Consider the following 21,408-nt stretch of genomic DNA (forward strand, 5'->3'; position numbering starts at 1 on the left):
TGAATTCATTCAAGGGGCGTTTTATACCAAAAATACGATTAAAAGACAAGCGAAATTGGTAAAAACGAGGCATGATCTAGTGTAACAGATCATGCCTTGATCAGTTAACGCAACAAGGTTTTCGAAATGAAGCGATGAATTGGTTTATTGAACGGTGGAAGAATGTATTTCAGGCTATAAAGTTTTGGATTCGACATTACCGAACGTTCATGTGAAAGCCCGAAAAAGCCTTCTGGTCCGTGATATTTGCCCATACCTGATGCCCCAATTCCGCCAAATGGCAAGTCATCTTGAGCAACATGGGTAATGACCATGTTAATTCCGAAATGTCCTGAATGAGTATGCTGAGAGATATAATCGGCGCGTGCCTGATCATAGTCAAAATAATACATTGCTAAAGGACGCGGACGACTATTAATAAACTCAATGACTTCTTCTATTTGGTCATATTCTAAAATTGGTAGAACAGGACCAAAAATTTCATTTTGCATAATATCCATTGCAGTCGTTACACCAGTTACTAGAGTCGGTGGAATTTTGCGGACATCATCTAAAATTTCATTTTGCGGATTAATTTCAATAATACGGGCACCCTGATCACGAGCATTTTCGAGATATCCTTGAATACGGTTATACTGTTTATCATTAATAATAGAAGTATAGTCTTGGTTGTTGCGGAAATGAGGGTACATTCCTGCGACAATCAATTTAAAGTTTTCAATGAACTCGGCAGTTTTCCCGCGTGGTAAGAAAATATGATCTGGTGCAACACAAGTCTGACCAGCGTTCCACAATTTACCTACAGCAATACGTTGTGCGACATCTTTCATCTCTACGGAAGCATGGACAAGAGCAGGGGATTTACCGCCTAACTCAAGAATAACTGGCACAAGGTTTTGAGCTGCGGCTGCCATGACGGTTTTACCAACCGAAGTCGAGCCTGTGAAAATCATTTTATCGAAAGGCAAATGGCTAAATGCATCGGAAATTATACCGCCACCATTTACAACAGCGACCAACTCTTGTGGGAATGCTTCCGCTAATGCACTTTCAAGAACTTGTCCAAAGTTTGGAGAAGCACTCGAAATTTTGATCATGGCATGGTTACCAGCCGCGAGAGCACAGATGAGTGGCCCAACTGATAAGAGTAATGGGTAGTTCCAAGGTGTAATAATGCCAATAATACCCATTGGTTGATATTGTACCCAACCTTTTGCTGGCTGATGTAATACACTGATATGGCGTTTTGATGGTTTCATCCAACCGGTTAAGTGCTTACTGTAATACTTGATTTGTTCAAGACAAGTAAGCAATTCACCAATTTTGGTTTCCATAATGGCACGATTACCATAATCAAGGTTAATTGCTTCGGCAATCTGATCTTGATATTTTACCAAAACTCTTTTAAGACGAGCTAAACGATCAATACGTTCTTTAGCAGTGGGTACCGGATGACGTAAGTAGGCAATCTTTTGCTGCTCAAGCAAATCATGTAAATGCTTAACATCATAAGGAACCTGAGTCTCTGGATTTGTTTTTGTTTGACTGTTCATCGGTACTTACCAAATATACTGATATACTTAGTTTTTAGAGTAAATACTCTAAAGAGTCAAGTTGGTTTCTGTATTCACGTCTTAACCATATGAATTAACGAAGGTTATTGAAATGTCTCTACCTAAAGCTCTGAAGACAAAAGACCGGATTTTACAAATCAGTTTGCAGCTTTTTAATGAGCGTGGCGAACGGTCTGTCACAACCAATCATATTGCTGCAGAGTTGGGGATTAGTCCTGGAAACTTGTATTACCACTTTCGAAATAAGCATGAAATCATTAAGGAATTAATGTATCAGTATCAGGTAGAGACTTTAGAAATGCTCTCTTTACCTGAAGACAGACCTTTAACCACTACTGATAAAATTAACTACTTTCAAGTGTTAAGTGGTCAACTCTGGAATTATCGTTTTATTCATCGTGATGTTTATCACTTAGTTGAAAGCAATGAAGACTTTAAAAAGATCTATCCGAGATTTGCAGGCCAAGTCATGCAACAAGGGCAAAAAATTTATCAAGCCTTTGTCGACGCAGGTCTTATGAAAATGACGGCTTCTGAAATTGAAGCACTCATTATTAACCTTTGGATTGTTTTAACGAACTGGACTAATTTTTTATATATGTCTGGACATATTAGTGACAACAATCATCTTGAAGAAAAATGGGTTTGGCAGGCATTACGTCAGATGGTTTTCTTAGAGGGTCCTTATTTAATGGGTGAAAGCCGTGCCACTTATGAACAACTGCTCGAATCACTTGGGCCTTCTGATCTTTTCGCAAGCTTGTCATCCTTAAAAGATGAATAGTTGTGCTTGTTTATTTAGAGCGCTAGAATACTCGGCTTATCAAAAATTTGTCTCAATTAAGTGATATTAACAAAATGAATATGACCACTGCCAATACAGCCCGTTTACTGATTACTTGTGAAGACAAGCCTGGGATCGTACAGGCTGTATCGAGCTTTTTGTACCATCAAGGTGCAAACATTACCGCGCTTGATCAGTATGCGACGGAAGCTCAAGGCGGGCGTTATTTCATGCGTGTTGAATTTGAACTTGATCATTTACAGTCGCGTAAAGATGCATTAATTCAAACATTTGCTGTCAACGTTGCTGAGCGTTATGGCATGCAATGGCGTCTTGCATTCGTAAACGAAATTAAAAAAGTTGGTATTTTAGTTTCTAAAGTCGACCATGCTTTACTTGAGTTATTGTGGCGTCATGCACGTGGGTCGTTACCTTGTGAAATTACGCATGTGATTTCTAACCATGAAGACTTGCGTGAATCTGTTGAAAACTTCGGTATTCCATTTACTGTAATTAAAGTAACTAAAGACAATAAAGCTGAAGCTTATGCTCAAATTGATGAAATGATGCAAGGTAACGACTTATTAGTTCTTGCACGTTACATGCAGATTTTAAGCGAAGATTTTGTTGCAAAATGGGAAATGAAAATCATCAATATTCACCATTCATTCTTACCTGCTTTTGTTGGTGCAAACCCATATAAGCAAGCCTATGAAAAAGGTGTGAAGTTGATTGGTGCGACAGCTCACTATGTGACTGCTGACCTAGACCAAGGCCCGATTATTGAGCAAGACGTTGAACGTGTAAGCCACGATTATAATGTTGAGCAGTTGCGTGAGCTTGGTGAAGATGTAGAGCGTAATGTATTAGCTCGTGCTGTTAAATGGCACTTAGAAGACCGTATCATTGTAGATGGTAATAAGACGGTTGTTTTCTAATTATTTCATATTTTTAAAAGCATGTTCTTAGGCATGCTTTTTTTATGGCTAAAATAAATTTAAAATGTTATAACGTAACATAAATTTGATGTTCGATTGCTTAGCCTTAATATTTAATTGTTTAATCAACGCTTACGTTGAGCACAGTTTGATAAATAAGAAATGAACTCATAGTTTTAGTGTGCTGTTTATACAAGAGAAAAGTAAGGTGATATCACTTTATGAAGTTAGATTGCACAATGCTAGAGAATGTTTTCGCAAAAAATTAGTTGCAAATGAAAACACTTCTCATTTATTATTGTGGCACTTTATTGTTCTATCCGATGTTTGAAATCGTTTCTCTTAATTAAAGGTCGAGATCATCATCCATTAGGTAATTAGATTCTTATGAGTCAATCTTCCGCAGCCTTAAACTCTCCTAATCCGATGAAAAAGAAAGTCATCACGGCCCTAATTGCGGTTGCAATTGGTCATATCGGGGTCTTATGGGCAGTTAGCCACATTAAGCCTGCTGAACTAAAGCCAATTGACAAGAAGCCTTTACAGGTACGTTTTTTAACAATTAAAGAAGATGTGCCATCACCACCTCCTGCAAAAGTAGAGCCGATCAAGCCCAAGGTAGAGCCTAAACCTGTAGAGAAGAAGGTAGAGCCTAAACCTGTTGAAAAGCCAAAAGTTATTGCTCAGAAAGTACAGAAGGTAGAGCCAAAGGTTATTCAACAAGATGATACCCAAGAGAAATTAAAGAAGCAGCAAGAGTTGGAAAAGCAGAGATTAGAGCAGCTCCAGCGGGAACAAGAGTTAAAAGATCAACAAGCTCGTGAACAGGCTTTAAAAGATCAACAAGCTCGTGAACAAGCGCTAAGAAACCAGAAAGCAGAAGAGGAAGCCCGAAAGAGTCAGCCTGCCGCGCCTGGTGAAGTGTCTTGGTCTAGAAAACCTGCGCCTGTTTATAAAGATTCGGATTTAGAGGGTAGTAAGCGGACACTTATTGTTCATATTGAAGCTGAGCCGTCAGGCAAAATTTTGAGTGTAACGGTAAAAAAATCAACAGGATTACCGAAATTAGATGACATCGTACTCAAAGCAGTACGAAGAGCGAAATTTAAACCAACTAAAGATGGGCGAGCTATTAATGGTGATCTTCCATTAGAGTTAGTGAAGAGTTCCTCTTAGCCTTTTGTAGCAGATTAAATCAGGAGTTCGTATATGAACTTTTCAATCTATTGGCAACATGCAGATGCAGTAAGTAAAACACTGTATTTCATCCTATTAGCAATGTCGATTGCTACCTGGACAGTTTTCATCTTACGTTTGATGGGGACTCGCCAATTAAAACAACAAGCTTATGCTCAACTTTCTCAGGCTATCACTTCGCTAAAAGCAAAGTTACAACCTTTAAATTTTGAGCAGCGTAAAGCGGTTGCGGAGCAGGCATTGCTTCGCCAGATCTCTGCTGAGAAATCTCAAGCAGAAAAAGGTATTTCTGTTTTAGGAACAATTGCTTCAATTGCACCATTCGTTGGTTTGTTTGGTACGGTATGGGGTATTTTCCATGCACTTGTTGCAGTAGGTAAAAGTGGACAAGCAGGTTTGGCTCAAGTGGCTACACCAGTAGGTGAAGCGCTTATTATGACGGGCCTTGGTCTTGCAGTTGCGATTCCTGCGGTATTGGCATATAACATTTGTGTACGTGCTAACCGTGGTCTTGCTCATGACTTACAAGATCAAGCGCACAGCTTATTAATTGATACGATGTTGCAGCAAGACTCAACTGTAAAGTCTGATGTTAAAACTGCACAGCAAAGTTATGTTGGAGGTCAAGCTTAATGGCTTTTCAATTGGGTGAAGACCACGATAGTGGCATAAATGAGATGAACCTCATTCCGCTAATCGACATTATGTTGGTGTTAATGATCATCTTTTTGGTCACAGCAACAGTTGCCAACCCATCGATTCCATTAACACTGCCTAAAACAACTGCTGAAATTATTGATCCACCACCAAAAGCGATTACGATTAGTATTAATGCAAATGGTGAAGTGGCTTGGGATACTCAAGTAATTAGCCTTGATGAGCTTCAAAAACGTTTCCAAGAAGCAGGTAAAGGTGCGGTTAAACCTACGGTTCAACTTCGTGCTGATAAAGAGTCGAAGTACGATACTGTGGCTCAGGTAATGTCTCGCGCCAGTGAAGCCGGACTGAGCGATATTGCTTTTGTAAGTGAAAACTAAAATTTAGTTGACTCAATAAAAAAGCAACCAATTTGGTTGCTTTTTTATTACTCTGATTCATTGATCTTTCATCAGATGCTGGAATTTACTATATAGCTTTAATAGCTTAGGTGGAATCGCAAAGTTGCAATAACCTTGTGAAGGGTTCTTTGCATAGTAATTCTGATGATATTCTTCAGCTGGATAGAATGTCGGCACAGGGGACAGCTCAGTCACAATATCAAGATCGTCATCTTTTAGCGTTTGAATCGCGTGCTCTGCTGCCTGCTTTTGCTCTTCGTTATAATAGTAAATAACAGAGCGGTACTGAGTACCAATATCATTACCTTGACGGTTTAAAGTCGTTGGATCATGCGTTGCAAAGAATACATCGAGTAACTGTGAATATGTTACTTGCTTTTCATCAAAATCAACCAAGATAACCTCAGCATGCTGAGTATCGCCTTGACATACTTGCTCGTAGGTAGGATTGATCGTATGTCCACCTGCGTAACCACTAGTTACTTTTTCTACACCACGGATCTGTAAAAATACGGCTTCGACACACCAAAAGCAGCCGCCGCCAAATAATGCCTGTTGCATTGTGTTTCCCTCTATTTCCTGCCTATTACAATAGGGTCTATCTATTTAGATTACAAAGTAAAGCATGTATAAAAAAGTAAAGAAAAGTGCATTACTTATTTCATTTTGCTTTAGGTAAACCTTGTCGAACGATTTGAGAGAAGTGTTCACTACTCTGATCTGAAAGTTGTTCAAAATGTTCAGTACGTGGATTGATATGTGCGATTTGATACCACTGCTTTAAACTAATATTTTGATTAAGGGCTTTAAGATCATATAAATAATTAGGTAAATAACCTGAGGCTATTAAACGATAATCTTTAGGAAGTTGATATGGATTAATCGCTTGAACCATATCGAAAATCAAGGTTGTACAATTACTTGTGAGCGTATTATACCATTTTGGTTGAGCACGTAGCTCATCTGACTTTTTAAGATATTCTAAAAATAGCGCTTTCTGCTCAGAACGGGGCATATTAATTGGGAAATTATAAACTTGCTCTTTACGAATGTTACTGCGTGTGTAGACAATATCTTTTTCATAGGACGCAATTAAGCTCAGTTCGTATTTTCTAAAAAAACCACCCACTGCCGAAAACTCTTCGTTCTTTTCTTTTCGAATTTCGATTGAAAAAACCAAGGGTTGTTGATTTTTAAACTCAAAACTGACCAGAGTATGGGCAATTTGTGGCCCCATCCAGTAAGAGGTAATAATATTTATGCCATTTAACTGGTTCAGGTCAAAAGTACGGGTTTCCCAGCGGACATCATAAGTGCCATCAGAGTGCCAGTTGAAGTTACGGACATTATGCAAGGTAATTACATCGCCGTGTTTTTCGTAACTTAGCATATTGGCAACTTCAGGATTCCAGTCACGGTCTTGACGTGCTGTAATCGAGAAATACCAAGCCAAAGAACAAGCAAAAGCTAACAGATAGATCAAAATGTCTGTACGGCGGCTAATGATATGGCCATTAAAATATAAGCCAGCCATACTTAAAGCAAAGGCAATCCATATACCAATAATAATACGGCTGCCTAACCAGCCAAAAGGTTGTTGCACCCAAAGTGCTAAACACACCCAAATGCTGGAAAGCACAATAAACAACGTGAATAGACCATGTAAAGCGCCGAAGAGGAGGGCGATAATAAATTCACGTGTTCCGATATTGTGCATAGGCGGCCATAAAATTATTTTTTATAAGTTGCAAATTCGAATGAAGTTCCTGTTTTTTCATCTACTTGCTGCTCACTCGCAACTTTATGAAATTCACTCGGTATAGTTGGATAATGTGCATCACCTTGGACATCTAAGTCAACATGAGTGAGTTCAAGACGGTCTGCAATTGACAAAGTTTGCTTAAATATTTCACCACCACCAATGATGAAAAGAGCTTGCTTTTCAGTATTTTTGGCATCTTCTAAAGCTGCGTTTAAAGCATCTTCAATTGAATACGCAATTTTTACACCATCAAAGTGCCAGTTAATGTCACGGGTAATTACCCAGTTCACACGGTTCGGTAGAGCACGGCCCATAGACTCAAGGGTTTTACGGCCCATGATGACCACACCACCTTGAGTGATTTCTTTAAAGTGTTTTAAATCGGCAGAGATATGCCATGGCAACGCGTTGCCTTTACCAATACAGTGATTTTTGTCCATTGCCACAACGTGGACAACTTCTACATTTTGCCATGCCATAATCTTATTCTCTAAACCGTAATCAAATGAAATTTAAGCCTTTGTTATACTGCAACCGGTGCTTTAATTGCTGGATGTGACTCGTAACCTACAATCTCGATATCTTCAAATTTGAAATCGAAAAGATCTTTAACTTCCGGATTAAGTTTTAATTGGCAAAGTGGTAATGGTTCGCGCGTTAATTGTAGTCGTGCTTGTTCAAAATGGTTGGCATAAAGATGTGTATCGCCACCAGTCCAAACAAAATCACCTACACCTAAACCGCACACTTGAGCAATCATATGAGTGAGTAGAGCATAACTAGCAATGTTAAAAGGTACGCCCAAGAATACGTCAGCACTTCGTTGATAAAGCTGGCATGACAATTTGTTGTCTTGTACGAAAAATTGGAAGAGTGTGTGGCAAGGTGGTAATGCAACTTGTCCAGCTTCATTCGGGTTCCAACCAGAAACGATTAAACGGCGTGAATTTGGGTTAGTTTTGATTTCGTTAATTAACCATTTAATTTGGTCAAAACCATCTTGGTTATAGGTACCATCAGCATTTTTAGTTGCGCCGAAATTACGCCATTGATGACCGTAAACTGGGCCTAGTTCATGTTCTGGACGGCCAAAACGAGCCGTTTGTTCTGCTGTTGCCCATTCGTCCCAAATTGAAACTTTATTGTCTTTTAAATATTGGACGTTGGTGTCGCCTTTTAAAAACCAAAGTAACTCAATCACAATAGAACGGAAGTGAACTTTTTTTGTGGTGAGTAAAGGAAAACCTTTAGAGAGATCAAAACGCATTTGATGACCAAATACAGAACGGGTTCCTGTGCCTGTACGGTCGCCTTTGTCACCGCCATTATCAAGGATATGTTGTAGTAGGTCTAAATATGCACGCATAACACTCTCGAGTTCGGATTAATTCCATCAAATAAAAGGGAGACGGTTCATGGATCAATAAACCGTGGAAGATAATAGCATGCTTTAGGAATAGTAAAAACGAACTAAACTTTATGCTTAAAAACGCTTGGCACGATTTTGATAAATTGAAACAAGAAAAAATCCAACCAGTACAAAGCCTAAAGCTTGTATCGTTATGATCCAATTGTGCTGAAGGGGCAATATCCACACCACAATAGCAACAATAATGAAAGGGTAAATCCTAAGCAGAAACTGGAAGTTAGATTTATATGAACTACGAGCAGGAATTTTTGTTTGTAAATATTGCCCGAAATGAAGCCCGAACCCTAACACGAGGCTAAGAACAGTGTAAGTCGATGATAAAGGCTGAACTTGATTGGCTGCATAAATTGCAGCACAAACGACAATAATGAAGATGAGTTTAATGTGACGCGGTGCGTTGTACCAATAAGCCAACATAAAACGGGAGCCTATTTGTTAAATAACGATTGTGGTGAAAAAATAAAAGCAGCAAGCGCCATAAATGCAATGCCTTGAACGCCCCAAATAAGTAAGTTAGGCATGGCTTTCACAAAAATAAGTGCAAACAAGAGGGCAATAGGGACCCATGTAAATAGACGGTAAAGTAAACCGGTTGGGTTACTTTGAGCAAAATGCAATTTAAAGTAACGGCAGATTAAAAAAATAACCCCAGTTCCCGTAAACATTAAAATAGTATCTAACGGTAATGGTTGATATTGATATAACCCAATACAGATTAAGAGGGTAATAATTAAGATCATTAATTTTTTAAAAGACGGGACTTGCTTGTTAAACCAGAATTCCAGCATGGTGTATCTTCTTTCTTGGGAGATAAAAACTGTAGCATAAAAAAGAGGAGTCGAAACTCCTCTGATTTAGATGTTAACTGTTCTTTTGTGGGCCCCAGTCATAAATTTTCTTTTGATAGGCATACCACATCATCCAAAGGCCAATGAGTAGCATTGGAACGGTAAGGATCTGACCTTTAGTCATCCAGCCAAATAAAATGAAACCTTGGTCGGCATCTGGTTGACGGAAGAATTCCATTACAAAACGTGCAACGCCATAACCCATCAAGAATAGTGATGAAACGGCCATACGTGGGCGAGGTTTTGAACTAAACCACCATAAGATAATGAATAGAATTAGACCTTCACAAAGCGCTTGATAAATTTGAGAAGGGTGGCGAACCAAGTGTAATGGATCGGTTGGGAAGATCATTCCAAATGGATAGTTCGGATCTGTAACCGCACGACCATATAACTCTCCACCAATAAAGTTACCGAAGCGTCCGAACATTAAGCCTGTCGGTACACAAGGAGCAATAAAGTCGAGTGTTTGGAACCATGTTTTTTGATATTTTTTACACCAGAATAGCATTGCAATCATGACGCCTAAGAAGCCGCCGTGGAAGCTCATACCACCAGTCCAGACTTGGAATAGCCAGATTGGGTTTTCAAGGAATTTATCAAATTCATAGAAAAGCACATAGCCGATACGTCCGCCGAGTACAACACCTAAAGCGCCGTAAAACACCAGATCGGAAACCATGTCCGATGTCCAGCCATCACGCTGTTTGGCACGGTAGGAAGCGAGTCCCCAAGCACATAAAAATGCCAATAAATACATGAGTCCATACCAATGGACTTGAAGAGGTCCTAGATGTATTGCGACCGGATCGATATTAGGATAGGTCAGCATTGCTGCTCCTTGATCTTACGTTTTGACAGATTGTAGCGGAATGATGTGAAAAATGTTGTACATTCAATGTGTAAACATAGGGAACAAGAATCAATGTGTATTGTGGCTTTAGCATGGCATGTTCTGGATGATATGCCCTTGTGTCTTATTTCAAACCGTGATGAGTTTTATCATCGACCAACCGCATTATTGCATCAATGGGAACATACACCCATCATTGCAGGGCAAGATTTACAGTCAGGTGGTACTTGGATGGGGGTTACGCCGCAGGGCCGATGGGCTGTGTTAACTAATTTCCGTGATGGACGTGATAAACAGCAATACGAGACTTCTCGTGGTCATTTAGTTCAGGCTTTTCTAGAGTCTGATTTATTGCCGATTCGCTTTGCGCAACAATTAGAACAACAGCAACAGAACTTTGCTGGTTTTAACCTATTTATGGGAACAGCTGATCAAGCGGTTTATATGAGTAACCGCGGAGAAGCACCTCAAGTATTAGCTAATGGCGTGTATGTGGTTTCGAATGGTTTGATGTCCGATCACTGGGAGAAAACCAGACATTTAAGAACTCGTTTTACGCAAGAGTTCTTGCCTATGCATCAGCACAAAACAGAAGAGCTAAGCTTGCAACATGCAGCGTGGGATATTTTAGAAGATGAGCGTAAAGTCACCACAGCACTGTTGCCAAATACGGGTATTCAACCAGAAATGGAAGAATTGCTATCATCGACTTTTATTCAAAGTCCAGTATATGGGACGCGGTGTTCGAATTTTTTAAGAATAACCAATAATGAATGGATTTGGTTGGAAAAGACACAGCAAGGCGAGCATAGCGGCCAAATTGTACAGCAGCAGATACCTCTTAACTTTCAGAAATAAATGAACTTTAAATACAATAAAAGAAACCTGCATAAAGCAGGTTTCTTTGAGTTGTGGTAAGAATTATTTCTTCACAACAGATGGTGCTAGAGGATCAGCCGTAATATAACCTACCGCAGCAGCAAAACGGTCTTTGTAGTTTGCACGAACAAGAGGATCAAGCGTTGCTTGTACTTTATCGTGTAATGGAGATTCCCAGTCACCAGGGTGCTGGAAGTTACTCATAATGTACGTCCAACCATTCACTGCATCTACCGCGTGAAGACCTGTCGATTCAGCACCAGCAGGTGTTGATAGAATACGGCTTAATTGTTTGGTATCTACGTTATATGCCCATAAGAAGTTATTTACGTGCATACCACTGTCTTCACCAATGAAGAGTGTACGTAGGTTTTCAGAGAACTTAATGTTATCTGGGTTGGCAACTTTATCTGCGTTTGCAGTGTTACCTAAAGCGTCAGCAGTAACGAGGTCTTCACCCACTAAAGCTGCTGGTGGTTCCATATGAGTTGATACCCATTCACTGTTAATGAGCTGGCCTTTGTTATCGACTTGGCTGCCTTTTAAAGTGTGTGCATAAATAGCACCAGATCTTGGACCTTGCACTTGAATATCAGTAGTTTTATCAATCATAGAAGACTGTACATAAGACATAGCAGAGTATGCAATTTTGTCTTTAATATTGACAGTGGTACCTTCCATCTTGGTGAAACCCATACTTGCACCAACTAAAGCTGCGTAACGATGCGTTTCTAGGAAAGCTGCTTCACGTTCTTTACCTGGTACAAGTTTGACCCAGTTGTTTTTGCCGCTATAACGGATTTTGGTATAGCTTGCATCTTGAGGATCAGTAGTTTTTACATCCATCAAGTCAGAAATCTTGTATTGATCTGCCCAGCTCTTTACTTCAGCACTTGTCGCGTGACCAAGGTTAATCCAAGAAATATCACCGGCACCAGCACCTACGCCTGAGGTTTGCTTCCATTTAGCCACATAGAGTGTACCTGCAGACAAGTCTTTTTCTTTGTCGGCAACAAACATGAATAAGCCGCCATTGGTTGCATCATCACCCATCAATGCAGTGCGGTTATCTGGCATAACTTGAATAAGCTCATGTGAAATACGGCCTAAACAGTAATGTTTTTTGATTGAACCCGTACCATCTGTATTTACAGTTACTTCTGGTAAATGACCGTAGTGGTAAGGGTTGCCTTTAGTACTATCACCAAATAAGTTTTTGCTAAATACTGGTAAGTAGCTTCCAGCAACGTTGTTTGCGTCTGGTTCGTATTCTTCACTAGAAAGGTGAGTTCCCCATGGAGATAAGCTTGCACCACAAGTGATCCATAGACCGTTTACTTTAGAAGTATCGACATTGTGGTATTTAATAAGCGTTAAATGACCAGTTTTAGGGTCTTGGTCTAAAGTTAAAATCGCAATTGGAGATGGTAGTAAACCATACATAGACTTTAAGCTTTGATCGCGAGTCGTATATTCAAATTGAACAACGTGAAATACCGGGTTACCTGTAACACCTAAAGCTTGTTTGTCTGCATCGGTAAAATCACGACCTGTTGCTTGTTTAAAGCTAATTAAAGAGCTTCCATCTGGACAATCAGAGAAGAACTGACGTTCTTGACCAGGTTTTGATTTATCGATAATCGGCTGGTTATTAATATCAACATAACCACCCGCTAGAATTTTTCCACCTTTACCATCCGCCACAAGATCGCCAGTTGTGAAGAAAGGCTTGTACGCTAATGTATAGTCAGTTTTTGAGCCATCTTCCCAACTGATTGAAAGGGTTGAACCGACAGTTGTGGTTGCCATTGCTGCTGGGTTAGCTAAAGAAGGTGCAGCCATTGAGGTAAAGGTTGCATTTTTAAAATTTACTGTTGGCGGTGGAGTAACAACATTTGAATCATTATTGCTGTCATTACAGCCTGCTAACGTTGCTGCCGTAGCCATCGCACCTAATGGAAGAAAAGGGATCCCCGTAAACCATTTTAAAATATCGCGACGTGTTGGGTGGTTAGAAGCAGTTGTCATAATAAATCCGTAACTTTTGTGTGTATATTTGTTGAGTTGATTCTATGGATTGGAAATGACACTTTTCTTACATTTTTAAGTCACTTTGAAGACAGTTTACAGTTTTATGATTTAAACAAATGTTCAAAAATAAAAAGCCCAAATTTTAATATCTGGGCTTTTAAAGAAAAGTTGTAAATCATTCAGCAGTCTGGCTTTTTCTCTTTTCAAGAATTCTTCCAAAGAGTAAGCCTATTTCGAAAAGTAACCACATTGGAATCGCTAACATCACCATTGAAATCGCATCTGGTGGGGTAATAAACATGGCAACAAAAAAGCATCCCACAATAATAAAACGTCTCTTTTCAGCAAGACTTTGAGTATTTACTACGCCAATTAAAATCAGTAATAAGGTAGCGATAGGAATTTCAAAAGTTACACCAAACACTAAAAATAGCTTTAAACAGAAACTTAAATAACTATTAATGTCGGTCATTGGTGCTACTGTTTCAGGTGAAACGCTAATAAAGAAATGTAGTATTGCAGGCAGGGTAATGTAATAAGCAAAAGCGACGCCTGCATAAAATAGGACAATACTGCCAACTAGTAATGGAAGTGCTAAATGGCGTTCTTTTTGATAAAGTGCTGGGCGAACAAAAGACCATATTTCATAAAGAATAAATGGCATGGCTAACACAAGTGCGACAAATAAATTTAATTTAAAAGGTGCCATAAAGGTTGCTGTCACATCTGTTGCAATCATTGACGATGATGCAGGAAGTTGTAACCTTAAAGGCTCAGATAATAATTGGTAAGTGTTATTTCGAAAGGGTAGTAAACAAAAAAATAAAAATAATGTTACCCCTACAATCCTGAATAAATGGCGTCTTAAAACGACCAAATGATTCATGATTGGCATTTGGTCTAGGTTTTCTTGACTATTTACAGTGGTTGAAGGCAGTTGGTTCATACGGCAATCTTCAATTCAACAGGAGATGTTTCGGCTATATCAGTTTGAGGAACGAAAGGCGTAATTTTTGCAACATACGGTACCTTGTATTGGTCTGATATAGGAATACATTTCCGAATAGGCTTTTGTATTGTTTTCGGTTTTTCAGTAACTTCTAAATGCTCAGAAGTCTGCTGTTTTTGTATTTCTTCAAGCTGTTGTTGTACTTTCCGTTCCAATGCTTCGATGCGATTAAGTTCTTCTTGCATTTCTTTGCGGAACTCAGAAAGACGCAACTCCTGATCAATCTCATTTTGCAAATTGGTAATATATCGTTTTAGTCGAACATACCAGCGACCAGCAAAACGTGCAGCCTCTGGAAGCTTATCTGGACCTAAAACTAAAATTGCAATAATTGCAAAACAGAGTAGCTCTGTCATTCCTACATCAAGCATGGGGGGAAACCTTTAGCTTTTCACTGAAGTACTTTCAGATGTTTTAACTTGTGCATCGATCGTACGAGGAGTATTTAAAGATGTAGCATCATCCTCTTCACGAACTGATTTTTTGAAGTCTTTTACTGCACCGCCTACATCTTTACCGATATTTTTTAATTTAGATGTACCGAACAATAAAATAACGACAATTGCGAAAATAACCACATGCCAAATAGATAAACCAGCCATAATTTTATACCTCTTTTTAGTTCGCTTTATCTCAACAGGTTGCTATGACAAGAATGTGACACTTATATTTCATTTTTAAGACAGTATCTAAAGTAAATTAGACAAGATAAGATTTTTAAAAGTATTTCTTACAAAGTTATTTACTGTTCAGTTCGTTTAATTTTAAGGAAAATTTAGGTGAAATCGGTCATACATTTCAAAATTAAAAGGTGTAGCATAACAAACTGTTTTTGATGTGTAAGTGGGGGAGAGCGTGGCATTACTATTGCCAATATTGGCATTTATCACTGGACTATTACTTGCCCAAACTTCTATCTCCGAAACTATAAAACCTATTCTTTCTGCTTGGCTTGCACGACTCCTGATTCCGATTGTGATTATTTACAACATCGTATTTTATCAATCTGGAAGCTTGAGTTTAATGCTTTTTAGTTTTGGCTCAGCGTTTATTATTTTCTTTGCCTATTTGGCTTTATTTAAAGACCGTTTATTGGCGCTTTGCGTAAGTTATACCAATATTGGATGGCTAGGTTTTCCTTTTGCCATGGCTTTATTTGGCCCTAAAGCAACTGCACCAATAGTCGCCTTATATATTGGAATGTCACTTTTTGGCAATGCTTGGGGCGTGACTGCCGTAACAACGGAACCACAGAGTAAGCTCAATATATTAAAAAAGGTTTTAACCTCTCCACCTTGTATTTCAATATTCTGCGCTGTTGTACTCAGACTTTTAGGTGCTCAACATATTGAACACCCTGCCATACACTGGATTTATGATATTGCTAAATTTGCGATGACTTTTGCGGGTATGTGTGTGCTCGGAATGTGGCTACGTCGTACCAGAGTTTATGCAAAAGATTTAATTTACAGTACCAAAGCTCAAGCATTTAAAGTGGCCTGTGGCTTTGTTTTATGTGGGGTAGCGTATAGATTTTTACCCATTCCCAATATAAATCAGCAAATAGGTGTGATGTTTTTAATGTTCTGCCTGCCGCCAGCAGCCAATATTGTAGCGCTAGAAACACATTATCAAGGAACGGGGAGATCTGCGGCTTATATCGCTTCGGGGACGATTGTGAGTTGTGTGTGTATTGCGATTTATGCAGTGTTTTTACACTTGTTCGTTTAATCTTTATTTAATTCTAAGTTTCCTAAACTTGCTTGTGCGAAGGCGGCATGGATGCAGCCAGTTAGACTGTGGCACAAGGATGTGCCATCAGTCTAACAAAAGATTTTTGCTTACTTTTCATCTTTGAAAAGTAAGATTTGCCTATACAAAGTTTAATATGTTTTAACGCTGCATATTGTGGCCATGTGATCAGCTTACTTCTGCAAACTCTCTCTAAATAACTGCATCGCTTGTCCACGATGACTAATCTTATTCTTGTCTTCTTTAGAAAGTTCAGCGCTAGAAACTTGTAGCTCAGGCAACCAGAACAGTGGGTCATAACCAAAACCATTTTCACCACGTGCAGCTTCTAAAATTTCGCCGTGCCAGATACCTTGGAAAATTTGTGGTAAAGGATCTTCTGCATGTGTGACTAAAGCAAGTACGCACACAAACATACCTTCAATCACTTCACCATTTTTACGGTATGGCAAAAGATCATTTAATAATTTGGCATTGTTCGCTGCATCGTCACCATGTTCTCCAGCATAGCGTGCTGAATAAATACCAGGTGCACCACCTAAAACTGGAACACAAATACCAGAGTCATCAGCCATAGCAGGTTTACCTGAAATTTTAGAGGCATGACGCGCTTTAATAATCGCATTTTCAATAAAGCTTAAGCCGTCTTCAATGGCATCAGGAATATTAAGGCGACCTTGAGGAATAATTTCTACAGGTAACTTAAGTTGTTCAAAAAGTTTCTCAAACTCTGCGACCTTACCTTTGTTATTGCTGGCAAGAACTAAACTGCCCTGATCAAACCAATGTGGGGTAGACATAATAAAACCAAACTTTATAGCTAATATCGAACATGAGTTATGTTACGTGTTTTTTAAGAGGGGATATAGAGGAAAATAAATAGAATATAAAAACTAAAACCACCTTGTACAGCATACAAGGTGGTTTTAGTCGAGTAAGGTTTTTTACGGATGAACCGTTATTATTGTGCTTGAATCCATTTGTCAGCGCGGTCACGTGCGGTACGGATTTGTTCTTGTGTTAAGTTCGCTGCAAGCGCAGTTTTTTTGCCTTCAGATAAACTAATTACTTTATTGTCTAGCATGCCATCACGAGTTGAAAGCTCATACCATTGGTAAGCACCAACGTAGTTTTTCTTTTGCTCTTCCATCATCGCAAGATTATAGCTTGCACGGTTATCACCGTTGCTTGCTGCTTTTTCGAAGTATTTACGAGCCATAGACTCATCTTTCTTAACGCCAATACCATCGGCGTACATACGACCTACATTTAACTGTGCTGGTGATAAACCTTGGTCAGCAGCAGCCTTAAACCATGCGAAAGCTTGCTTCTCATCTTTTTCTACATCTTTACCATATTGGTAGTGTGTACCTAGGTAAAACTGTGCGCCTGCTTGACCAGATTTTGCAGCTTTCTGAAGGTCACTTACCCCCATTGTTGAAAAGCGTGCAGCCTGACTCGCAACCGATTGTGGCTGGGCGATATAATCTGCATGAGCCTGCATACTTAGCAGTCCTGCAAATAGTGTGCTAAATAATGTCTTTTTCATAGTGCACTCACTCGATAAATAGCGACTTCACCAAACAAATTCGGAACATGTTTGCTTAACAGGCTTCCCTGCTGGTTTCCATTGACGGCGAGTCGATTAATAATTTGTATCTGATTTTCTGCACAGAGTGCTTCAAAATCTTTAAATGTACATAAATGAATGTTCGGGGTGTTATACCACATATATGGTAAAGCATCCGACACAGGCATCATTCCTTTTAATGCAAGAAAAGAGCGAGTCTTCCAATACGCGAAGTTTGGAAAAGTAATAATTGCCTGTTTACCCACACGCACCATGTCTCTTAATAAAACATCGGGTGCATCTACGGCCTGCAAAGCTTGTGCCATTACCACATAGTCAAAAGACTGGTCAGCAAAGCGGCTTAAACCGAGATTCAAATCTTGTTGAATAATATTTAACCCGCGACTGACGGCAATTGCAATCTTTTCTTGATCAATTTCTAAACCATAAGCACGAATTTGATGTTTTTGGCTCATATGAGCGAGTAATTCACCGTCACCACACCCTAAATCGAGCACGCTTGAGCCGGGTTTAATCCACTTTTCTGCCAGTTGTTGATCAATACGCATTAGCTTGCCTCCAGTGATGTCGATTTTAAATGTTCTTCACCGCCTAGGAAAGCGCGCATGGTTTTGACATACAGTGGAATCGGAAATAAGAATGAATCATGACCTTGTTCAGCATCAATATCGAGGTAACTGACCGGCTTATGATTGGTAATAAGCGCGTCTACTATTTCTTGAGAGCGGCTTGGTGCAAAACGCCAGTCAGTTGTGAATGAAACGATGAGGAACTGACATTTGGTTTTACCCATTGCTTCTGTAAGTGAATGACCGTATTCGCGTGAAGGATCGAAATAATCCAAAGCTTTGGTCATAATGAGGTAAGTATTGGCATCAAAGTTACGGCTGAATTGTTCACCTTGATAACGCAGATAGCTTTCGACCTGAAACTCGACATCAAAACCGTACATAAATTTGCCTGATTTTAAATCACGGCCAAATTTTTGTTTCATCGCTTCTTCAGAAAGATAGGTGATATGGCCGACCATACGAGCTAGAATTAGTCCACGTTTCGGATAGCTATCATTTTCTAAGTAACGACCATGATGGAAGTCTGGATCAGACAAGATCGACTGACGTGCCACTTCGTTAAATGCAATATTTTGTGCTGAAAGTTTTGGTGCGCTGGCAATAATCACACATTTTTGCAGGCGGTCAGGGTAGTCTACAGACCATTGTAGTGCTTGCATGCCCCCTAATGATCCACCAACAACCGCATACCAGACATCTACACCCAAACGGTCGGAAAGCATGGCTTGAGTCTTAACCCAGTCGCGTACCGTTACTAATGGAAAATCTGGTCCATAAGGGCGATTGTCATTTTCAGGGTTTGGTGAAGTTGGGCCAGTTGAGCCACTACAACCACCAATATTATTGAGCGAAACTACAAAGAACTTATTCGTATCAATTGCTTTACCCGGGCCAATACAGCTATCCCACCATCCAGCTTTTTTATCATCTTCGTGGTGATAACCCGCTGCATGATGATGTCCGGAAAGGGCGTGACAGATTAAAATGGCATTTGATTTATCTGCATTTAAAGTGCCGTAAGTTTCAACCATTAATTCAAAACGTGGCAAAACACGGCCACATTCAAGATGTAATGGTTCTTCAAATTGGAACTTTTGCGGAGTGACTAACCCCACTGAATCAGCTGGAAAAGACACGGGAACATTTCGCCTTTTAAATCTTTCAGGAATAAAAAGAAAGGATACCAAGCTAGGTATCCTTTCAAAAGAGTTTTTTTTAAATTAAACAGCGGCGGCAACAACCTGATCTGTACTTAGAACACCTTGATCAATCAAACGGTTGGTACATGCAATAATAGCTTCAATTGATGAGGTCACTGTGTTGTCGTGAACGCCAGCACCAAATGAGCCTCTACCTGTACCTTTCACTTGAAGTTCAATTAAGGTTAATGCTTTGGCATTTGCGCCAGAACTAATACTACGTTCTTCATAGTTCAATACGTCAATTGGTAATTGAAGTGCGTTTAAGAATGCAGAGATAGGACCATTACCTTCGCCACGAAGTTGTTGTGTTTCACCCTCGACATCAACATCAAGTTCGATAATTTGAGTACCGTTAATGTCTGATAACTTGTAGTGTTTGACTGTGTAATGTTGGTTTTTCACATCAACATATGTGTCTTTAAATAATGTCCAGATTTCTTTGGCATTAATTTCTGTACCATTCTCATCAGCGTATTGTTGAACAACTTGGCTGAATTCGATTTGCAAACGACGAGGCAACACAACGTTGTAGTTTGATTCCAATAAGTAAGCAATACCGCCTTTACCAGACTGACTATTTACACGAATAACTGCGTCATAGTCGCGGCCCAAATCTTTCGGGTCGATTGGCAAGTAAGGCATATCCCAGATTTCTTCGTTTTTCTGGTACTCGAAGCCTTTTTTGATTGCATCCTGATGTGAACCAGAGAATGCAGTAAATACCAAGTCACCTGCATATGGATGACGAGGGTGTACAGGTAAGCCAGTACATTCTTCAACCGTTGCAATGACTTCATTAATGTTAGAGAAATCTAACTCTGGCGCTACACCTTGGGTATACATGTTCAATGCAATGGCTGCAACGTCAACGTTACCAGTACGTTCGCCGTTACCAAAAACACAACCTTCGACACGGTCAGCACCCGCCATAATGGCAAGTTCCGATGCTGCAATACCACAGCCGCGGTCGTTGTGACAGTGAACAGAAATGATCACGCCATCACGACGTGCCAAATTGCGATGCATCCATTCAATTTGGTCTGCATAAACATTTGGAGTTGAAACTTCGACAGTCGCAGGTAAGTTTAAAATTACTTTATGGTCTGGACGAGCATCCCAGATTTCTGTCACAGCATCACAAACATCTTTAGCAACTTCTAATTCAGTTGCAGAGAAACATTCTGGGCTGTATTGGAAAATCCAGTCAGTTTGAGGATATTGCGCTGCATACTCTTTCACTTTTTGAGCTGCATTAATTGCTAATTGTTTTGCACCATTTACATCTACATTCAATACTTTCTGACGGAAAGTTGGAGAGTTCGAGTTATAAATATGTACGATTGCGCGTTTAGCACCTACTAAAGATTCAAAAGTGCGTTCAATTAAATGATCACGTGCTTGCACCAAAACTTCAATATATACGTCATCAGGAATATGATTTTCTTCGATTAACATGCGAGTAAAATCGAAGTCAATTTGAGACGCAGAAGGGAAGCCAATTTCAATATGTTTAAAACCGATTTTTACAAGCATTTTGAACATCTTGAATTTCTGTTCCATATTCATTGGTTCAAAAATTGCTTGGTTACCGTCACGTAAGTCCGTGCTCATCCAAATCGGCGCTTTTGTAATTTCATTATTTGGCCATTGGCGGTCTGGTAAATCGACTCGCTGGTACATACGGCGGTATTTTTTGCTTGGGTCAGCCAACATCATGAGAAAACTCCTTATCTCGTAGCACGGTTGCTCTAGGTATCGTGTGAAAGGCAACGTTCTACAGTTATATATGGTATCTAATACAGAAAAATTAAAGCGAATTTGAAAAGGTCTGCTCTAAAATGCAGACAAAAATTTATACGCGCGCGAGGCGCAGCATCAGGAGTTCGAGATGATGTCTTGCTTGAATAGGCGGGGCAAACAAGTAATTCG

The 21,408-nt window shown here is 39.6% G+C and carries 24 protein-coding genes; 7 read left to right on the plus strand and 17 right to left on the minus strand.

The window, feature by feature from the left end; all coding sequences use genetic code 11:
• Positions 1 to 104: 104 nt before the first annotated feature.
• Positions 105 to 1,553, minus strand: coding sequence for a coniferyl aldehyde dehydrogenase (locus ABFY81_RS13370; RefSeq protein WP_347913954.1), 1,449 nt, complete (start codon positions 1,551 to 1,553; stop codon positions 105 to 107).
• A gap of 112 nt (positions 1,554 to 1,665) precedes the next feature.
• Between ABFY81_RS13370 and ABFY81_RS13375 the strand changes: the two genes are divergently transcribed.
• The 5 genes from ABFY81_RS13375 to ABFY81_RS13395 all read left to right on the plus strand — a co-directional run bounded on the left by ABFY81_RS13375 (position 1,666) and on the right by ABFY81_RS13395 (position 5,530).
• Positions 1,666 to 2,358, plus strand: a complete 693-nt coding sequence (locus tag ABFY81_RS13375) for a TetR/AcrR family transcriptional regulator (protein WP_019458048.1) — start codon at positions 1,666 to 1,668, stop codon at positions 2,356 to 2,358.
• 74 nt (positions 2,359 to 2,432) lie between these two features.
• The gene (gene purU, locus ABFY81_RS13380) at positions 2,433 to 3,296 is read left to right on the plus strand and encodes a formyltetrahydrofolate deformylase (RefSeq protein ID WP_004698860.1); all 864 of its coding nucleotides are present in this window, start codon (positions 2,433 to 2,435) and stop codon (positions 3,294 to 3,296) included.
• Positions 3,297 to 3,683: 387 nt separating this feature from the next.
• Positions 3,684 to 4,472 (plus strand): TonB family protein, encoded by a 789-nt coding sequence (locus ABFY81_RS13385; RefSeq protein WP_347913955.1) that lies wholly within the window; start codon positions 3,684 to 3,686, stop codon positions 4,470 to 4,472.
• Between the two features lie 33 nt (positions 4,473 to 4,505).
• The gene (locus tag ABFY81_RS13390) at positions 4,506 to 5,126 is read left to right on the plus strand and encodes a MotA/TolQ/ExbB proton channel family protein (RefSeq protein WP_347913956.1); all 621 of its coding nucleotides are present in this window, start codon (positions 4,506 to 4,508) and stop codon (positions 5,124 to 5,126) included.
• Positions 5,126 to 5,530, plus strand: coding sequence for a biopolymer transporter ExbD (locus ABFY81_RS13395; RefSeq protein WP_347913957.1), 405 nt, complete (start codon positions 5,126 to 5,128; stop codon positions 5,528 to 5,530). The genes ABFY81_RS13390 and ABFY81_RS13395 overlap by 1 nt, the downstream gene beginning before the upstream one ends.
• A 57-nt stretch (positions 5,531 to 5,587) precedes the next feature.
• On the opposite strand, the gene msrA is transcribed toward ABFY81_RS13395, so the two are convergent.
• The 7 genes from msrA to lgt form a co-directional block, all read right to left on the minus strand.
• Positions 5,588 to 6,112 (minus strand): peptide-methionine (S)-S-oxide reductase MsrA, encoded by a 525-nt coding sequence (msrA, locus tag ABFY81_RS13400; RefSeq protein ID WP_100192024.1) that lies wholly within the window; start codon positions 6,110 to 6,112, stop codon positions 5,588 to 5,590.
• A gap of 100 nt (positions 6,113 to 6,212) precedes the next feature.
• Positions 6,213 to 7,268 (minus strand): DUF4105 domain-containing protein, encoded by a 1,056-nt coding sequence (locus ABFY81_RS13405; RefSeq protein WP_347913958.1) that lies wholly within the window; start codon positions 7,266 to 7,268, stop codon positions 6,213 to 6,215.
• Positions 7,269 to 7,282: 14 nt separating this feature from the next.
• Entirely contained in the window at positions 7,283 to 7,792 is a 510-nt protein-coding gene (locus ABFY81_RS13410; protein WP_019458053.1) for a dihydrofolate reductase, read from the minus strand.
• A 44-nt stretch (positions 7,793 to 7,836) separates the two neighbouring features.
• Positions 7,837 to 8,679: a thymidylate synthase gene (gene thyA / locus ABFY81_RS13415; protein WP_002115009.1), complete on the minus strand. Its 843-nt coding sequence runs from the start codon at positions 8,677 to 8,679 to the stop codon at positions 7,837 to 7,839.
• A 117-nt stretch (positions 8,680 to 8,796) separates the two neighbouring features.
• Positions 8,797 to 9,159, minus strand: a complete 363-nt coding sequence (locus ABFY81_RS13420; protein WP_346791066.1) for a hypothetical protein — start codon at positions 9,157 to 9,159, stop codon at positions 8,797 to 8,799.
• An 11-nt stretch (positions 9,160 to 9,170) separates the two neighbouring features.
• Positions 9,171 to 9,530: a hypothetical protein gene (locus ABFY81_RS13425; protein WP_032048365.1), complete on the minus strand. Its 360-nt coding sequence runs from the start codon at positions 9,528 to 9,530 to the stop codon at positions 9,171 to 9,173.
• 73 nt (positions 9,531 to 9,603) lie between these two features.
• Positions 9,604 to 10,422, minus strand: a complete 819-nt coding sequence (lgt, locus tag ABFY81_RS13430) for a prolipoprotein diacylglyceryl transferase (protein WP_004698831.1) — start codon at positions 10,420 to 10,422, stop codon at positions 9,604 to 9,606.
• Between the two features lie 93 nt (positions 10,423 to 10,515).
• Between lgt and ABFY81_RS13435 the strand changes: the two genes are divergently transcribed.
• On the plus strand, positions 10,516 to 11,301 hold the full coding sequence (locus ABFY81_RS13435) for an NRDE family protein (RefSeq protein WP_347914012.1): 786 nt from the start codon (positions 10,516 to 10,518) through the stop codon (positions 11,299 to 11,301).
• A gap of 63 nt (positions 11,302 to 11,364) precedes the next feature.
• Here ABFY81_RS13435 and ABFY81_RS13440 read toward each other — a convergent pair whose 3' ends face one another.
• The 4 genes from ABFY81_RS13440 to ABFY81_RS13455 form a co-directional block, all read right to left on the minus strand.
• Complete coding sequence (locus ABFY81_RS13440) at positions 11,365 to 13,350, minus strand: alkaline phosphatase PhoX (RefSeq protein WP_347913959.1); 1,986 nt, start codon at positions 13,348 to 13,350, stop codon at positions 11,365 to 11,367.
• A gap of 178 nt (positions 13,351 to 13,528) precedes the next feature.
• A complete protein-coding gene (gene tatC / locus ABFY81_RS13445) occupies positions 13,529 to 14,299 on the minus strand; it encodes a twin-arginine translocase subunit TatC (RefSeq protein WP_004698824.1) in 771 nt (256 codons plus the stop codon).
• Positions 14,296 to 14,733 (minus strand): Sec-independent protein translocase protein TatB, encoded by a 438-nt coding sequence (tatB, locus tag ABFY81_RS13450; protein ID WP_049066767.1) that lies wholly within the window; start codon positions 14,731 to 14,733, stop codon positions 14,296 to 14,298. The genes tatC and tatB overlap by 4 nt, the downstream gene beginning before the upstream one ends.
• Before the next feature lie 12 nt (positions 14,734 to 14,745).
• The gene (locus tag ABFY81_RS13455) at positions 14,746 to 14,964 is read right to left on the minus strand and encodes a Sec-independent protein translocase subunit TatA (protein WP_004698818.1); all 219 of its coding nucleotides are present in this window, start codon (positions 14,962 to 14,964) and stop codon (positions 14,746 to 14,748) included.
• Between the two features lie 253 nt (positions 14,965 to 15,217).
• Between ABFY81_RS13455 and ABFY81_RS13460 the strand changes: the two genes are divergently transcribed.
• Positions 15,218 to 16,093 (plus strand): permease, encoded by an 876-nt coding sequence (locus ABFY81_RS13460; protein WP_347913960.1) that lies wholly within the window; start codon positions 15,218 to 15,220, stop codon positions 16,091 to 16,093.
• Between the two features lie 194 nt (positions 16,094 to 16,287).
• Here ABFY81_RS13460 and rdgB read toward each other — a convergent pair whose 3' ends face one another.
• The 5 genes from rdgB to leuA form a co-directional block, all read right to left on the minus strand.
• A complete protein-coding gene (rdgB, locus tag ABFY81_RS13465; protein WP_004698813.1) occupies positions 16,288 to 16,914 on the minus strand; it encodes an RdgB/HAM1 family non-canonical purine NTP pyrophosphatase in 627 nt (208 codons plus the stop codon).
• A 161-nt stretch (positions 16,915 to 17,075) separates the two neighbouring features.
• Positions 17,076 to 17,663 carry a tetratricopeptide repeat protein gene (locus ABFY81_RS13470; protein WP_019458061.1) on the minus strand — a complete coding sequence of 196 codons (588 nt, stop codon included), beginning with the start codon at positions 17,661 to 17,663 and terminating at the stop codon, positions 17,076 to 17,078.
• Positions 17,660 to 18,253 carry a methionine biosynthesis protein MetW gene (gene metW / locus ABFY81_RS13475; protein WP_347913961.1) on the minus strand — a complete coding sequence of 198 codons (594 nt, stop codon included), beginning with the start codon at positions 18,251 to 18,253 and terminating at the stop codon, positions 17,660 to 17,662. Before metW ends, ABFY81_RS13470 begins: the two co-directional genes overlap by 4 nt.
• Positions 18,253 to 19,413: a homoserine O-acetyltransferase gene (locus tag ABFY81_RS13480; RefSeq protein WP_025469059.1), complete on the minus strand. Its 1,161-nt coding sequence runs from the start codon at positions 19,411 to 19,413 to the stop codon at positions 18,253 to 18,255. Before ABFY81_RS13480 ends, metW begins: the two co-directional genes overlap by 1 nt.
• Before the next feature lie 84 nt (positions 19,414 to 19,497).
• Positions 19,498 to 21,195 (minus strand): 2-isopropylmalate synthase, encoded by a 1,698-nt coding sequence (leuA, locus tag ABFY81_RS13485; RefSeq protein WP_039250377.1) that lies wholly within the window; start codon positions 21,193 to 21,195, stop codon positions 19,498 to 19,500.
• Positions 21,196 to 21,408 lie beyond the last annotated feature (213 nt).

This window comes from Acinetobacter sp. WA-87 (assembly GCF_039938935.1).
In the GTDB taxonomy this organism is placed as follows: Bacteria; Pseudomonadota; Gammaproteobacteria; order Pseudomonadales; family Moraxellaceae; genus Acinetobacter; species Acinetobacter seifertii.

Bases quoted from the DNA above. Each gene is read 5' to 3' on its own strand.
- ABFY81_RS13370 (WP_347913954.1), bottom strand. From the start codon at position 1,553: ATGAACAGTCAAACAAAAACAAATCCAGAGACTCAGGTTCCTTATGAT.
- ABFY81_RS13375 (WP_019458048.1), top strand. From the start codon at position 1,666: ATGTCTCTACCTAAAGCTCTGAAGACAAAAGACCGGATTTTACAAATC.
- purU (WP_004698860.1), top strand. From the start codon at position 2,433: ATGAATATGACCACTGCCAATACAGCCCGTTTACTGATTACTTGTGAA.
- ABFY81_RS13385 (WP_347913955.1), top strand. From the start codon at position 3,684: ATGAGTCAATCTTCCGCAGCCTTAAACTCTCCTAATCCGATGAAAAAG.
- ABFY81_RS13390 (WP_347913956.1), top strand. From the start codon at position 4,506: ATGAACTTTTCAATCTATTGGCAACATGCAGATGCAGTAAGTAAAACA.
- ABFY81_RS13395 (WP_347913957.1), top strand. From the start codon at position 5,126: ATGGCTTTTCAATTGGGTGAAGACCACGATAGTGGCATAAATGAGATG.
- msrA (WP_100192024.1), bottom strand. From the start codon at position 6,112: ATGCAACAGGCATTATTTGGCGGCGGCTGCTTTTGGTGTGTCGAAGCC.
- ABFY81_RS13405 (WP_347913958.1), bottom strand. From the start codon at position 7,268: ATGCACAATATCGGAACACGTGAATTTATTATCGCCCTCCTCTTCGGC.
- ABFY81_RS13410 (WP_019458053.1), bottom strand. From the start codon at position 7,792: ATGGCATGGCAAAATGTAGAAGTTGTCCACGTTGTGGCAATGGACAAA.
- thyA (WP_002115009.1), bottom strand. From the start codon at position 8,679: ATGCGTGCATATTTAGACCTACTACAACATATCCTTGATAATGGCGGT.
- ABFY81_RS13420 (WP_346791066.1), bottom strand. From the start codon at position 9,159: ATGTTGGCTTATTGGTACAACGCACCGCGTCACATTAAACTCATCTTC.
- ABFY81_RS13425 (WP_032048365.1), bottom strand. From the start codon at position 9,530: ATGCTGGAATTCTGGTTTAACAAGCAAGTCCCGTCTTTTAAAAAATTA.
- lgt (WP_004698831.1), bottom strand. From the start codon at position 10,422: ATGCTGACCTATCCTAATATCGATCCGGTCGCAATACATCTAGGACCT.
- ABFY81_RS13435 (WP_347914012.1), top strand. From the start codon at position 10,516: ATGTGTATTGTGGCTTTAGCATGGCATGTTCTGGATGATATGCCCTTG.
- ABFY81_RS13440 (WP_347913959.1), bottom strand. From the start codon at position 13,350: ATGACAACTGCTTCTAACCACCCAACACGTCGCGATATTTTAAAATGG.
- tatC (WP_004698824.1), bottom strand. From the start codon at position 14,299: ATGAACCAACTGCCTTCAACCACTGTAAATAGTCAAGAAAACCTAGAC.
- tatB (WP_049066767.1), bottom strand. From the start codon at position 14,733: ATGCTTGATGTAGGAATGACAGAGCTACTCTGTTTTGCAATTATTGCA.
- ABFY81_RS13455 (WP_004698818.1), bottom strand. From the start codon at position 14,964: ATGGCTGGTTTATCTATTTGGCATGTGGTTATTTTCGCAATTGTCGTT.
- rdgB (WP_004698813.1), bottom strand. From the start codon at position 16,914: ATGTCTACCCCACATTGGTTTGATCAGGGCAGTTTAGTTCTTGCCAGC.
- ABFY81_RS13470 (WP_019458061.1), bottom strand. From the start codon at position 17,663: ATGAAAAAGACATTATTTAGCACACTATTTGCAGGACTGCTAAGTATG.
- metW (WP_347913961.1), bottom strand. From the start codon at position 18,253: ATGCGTATTGATCAACAACTGGCAGAAAAGTGGATTAAACCCGGCTCA.
- leuA (WP_039250377.1), bottom strand. From the start codon at position 21,195: ATGATGTTGGCTGACCCAAGCAAAAAATACCGCCGTATGTACCAGCGA.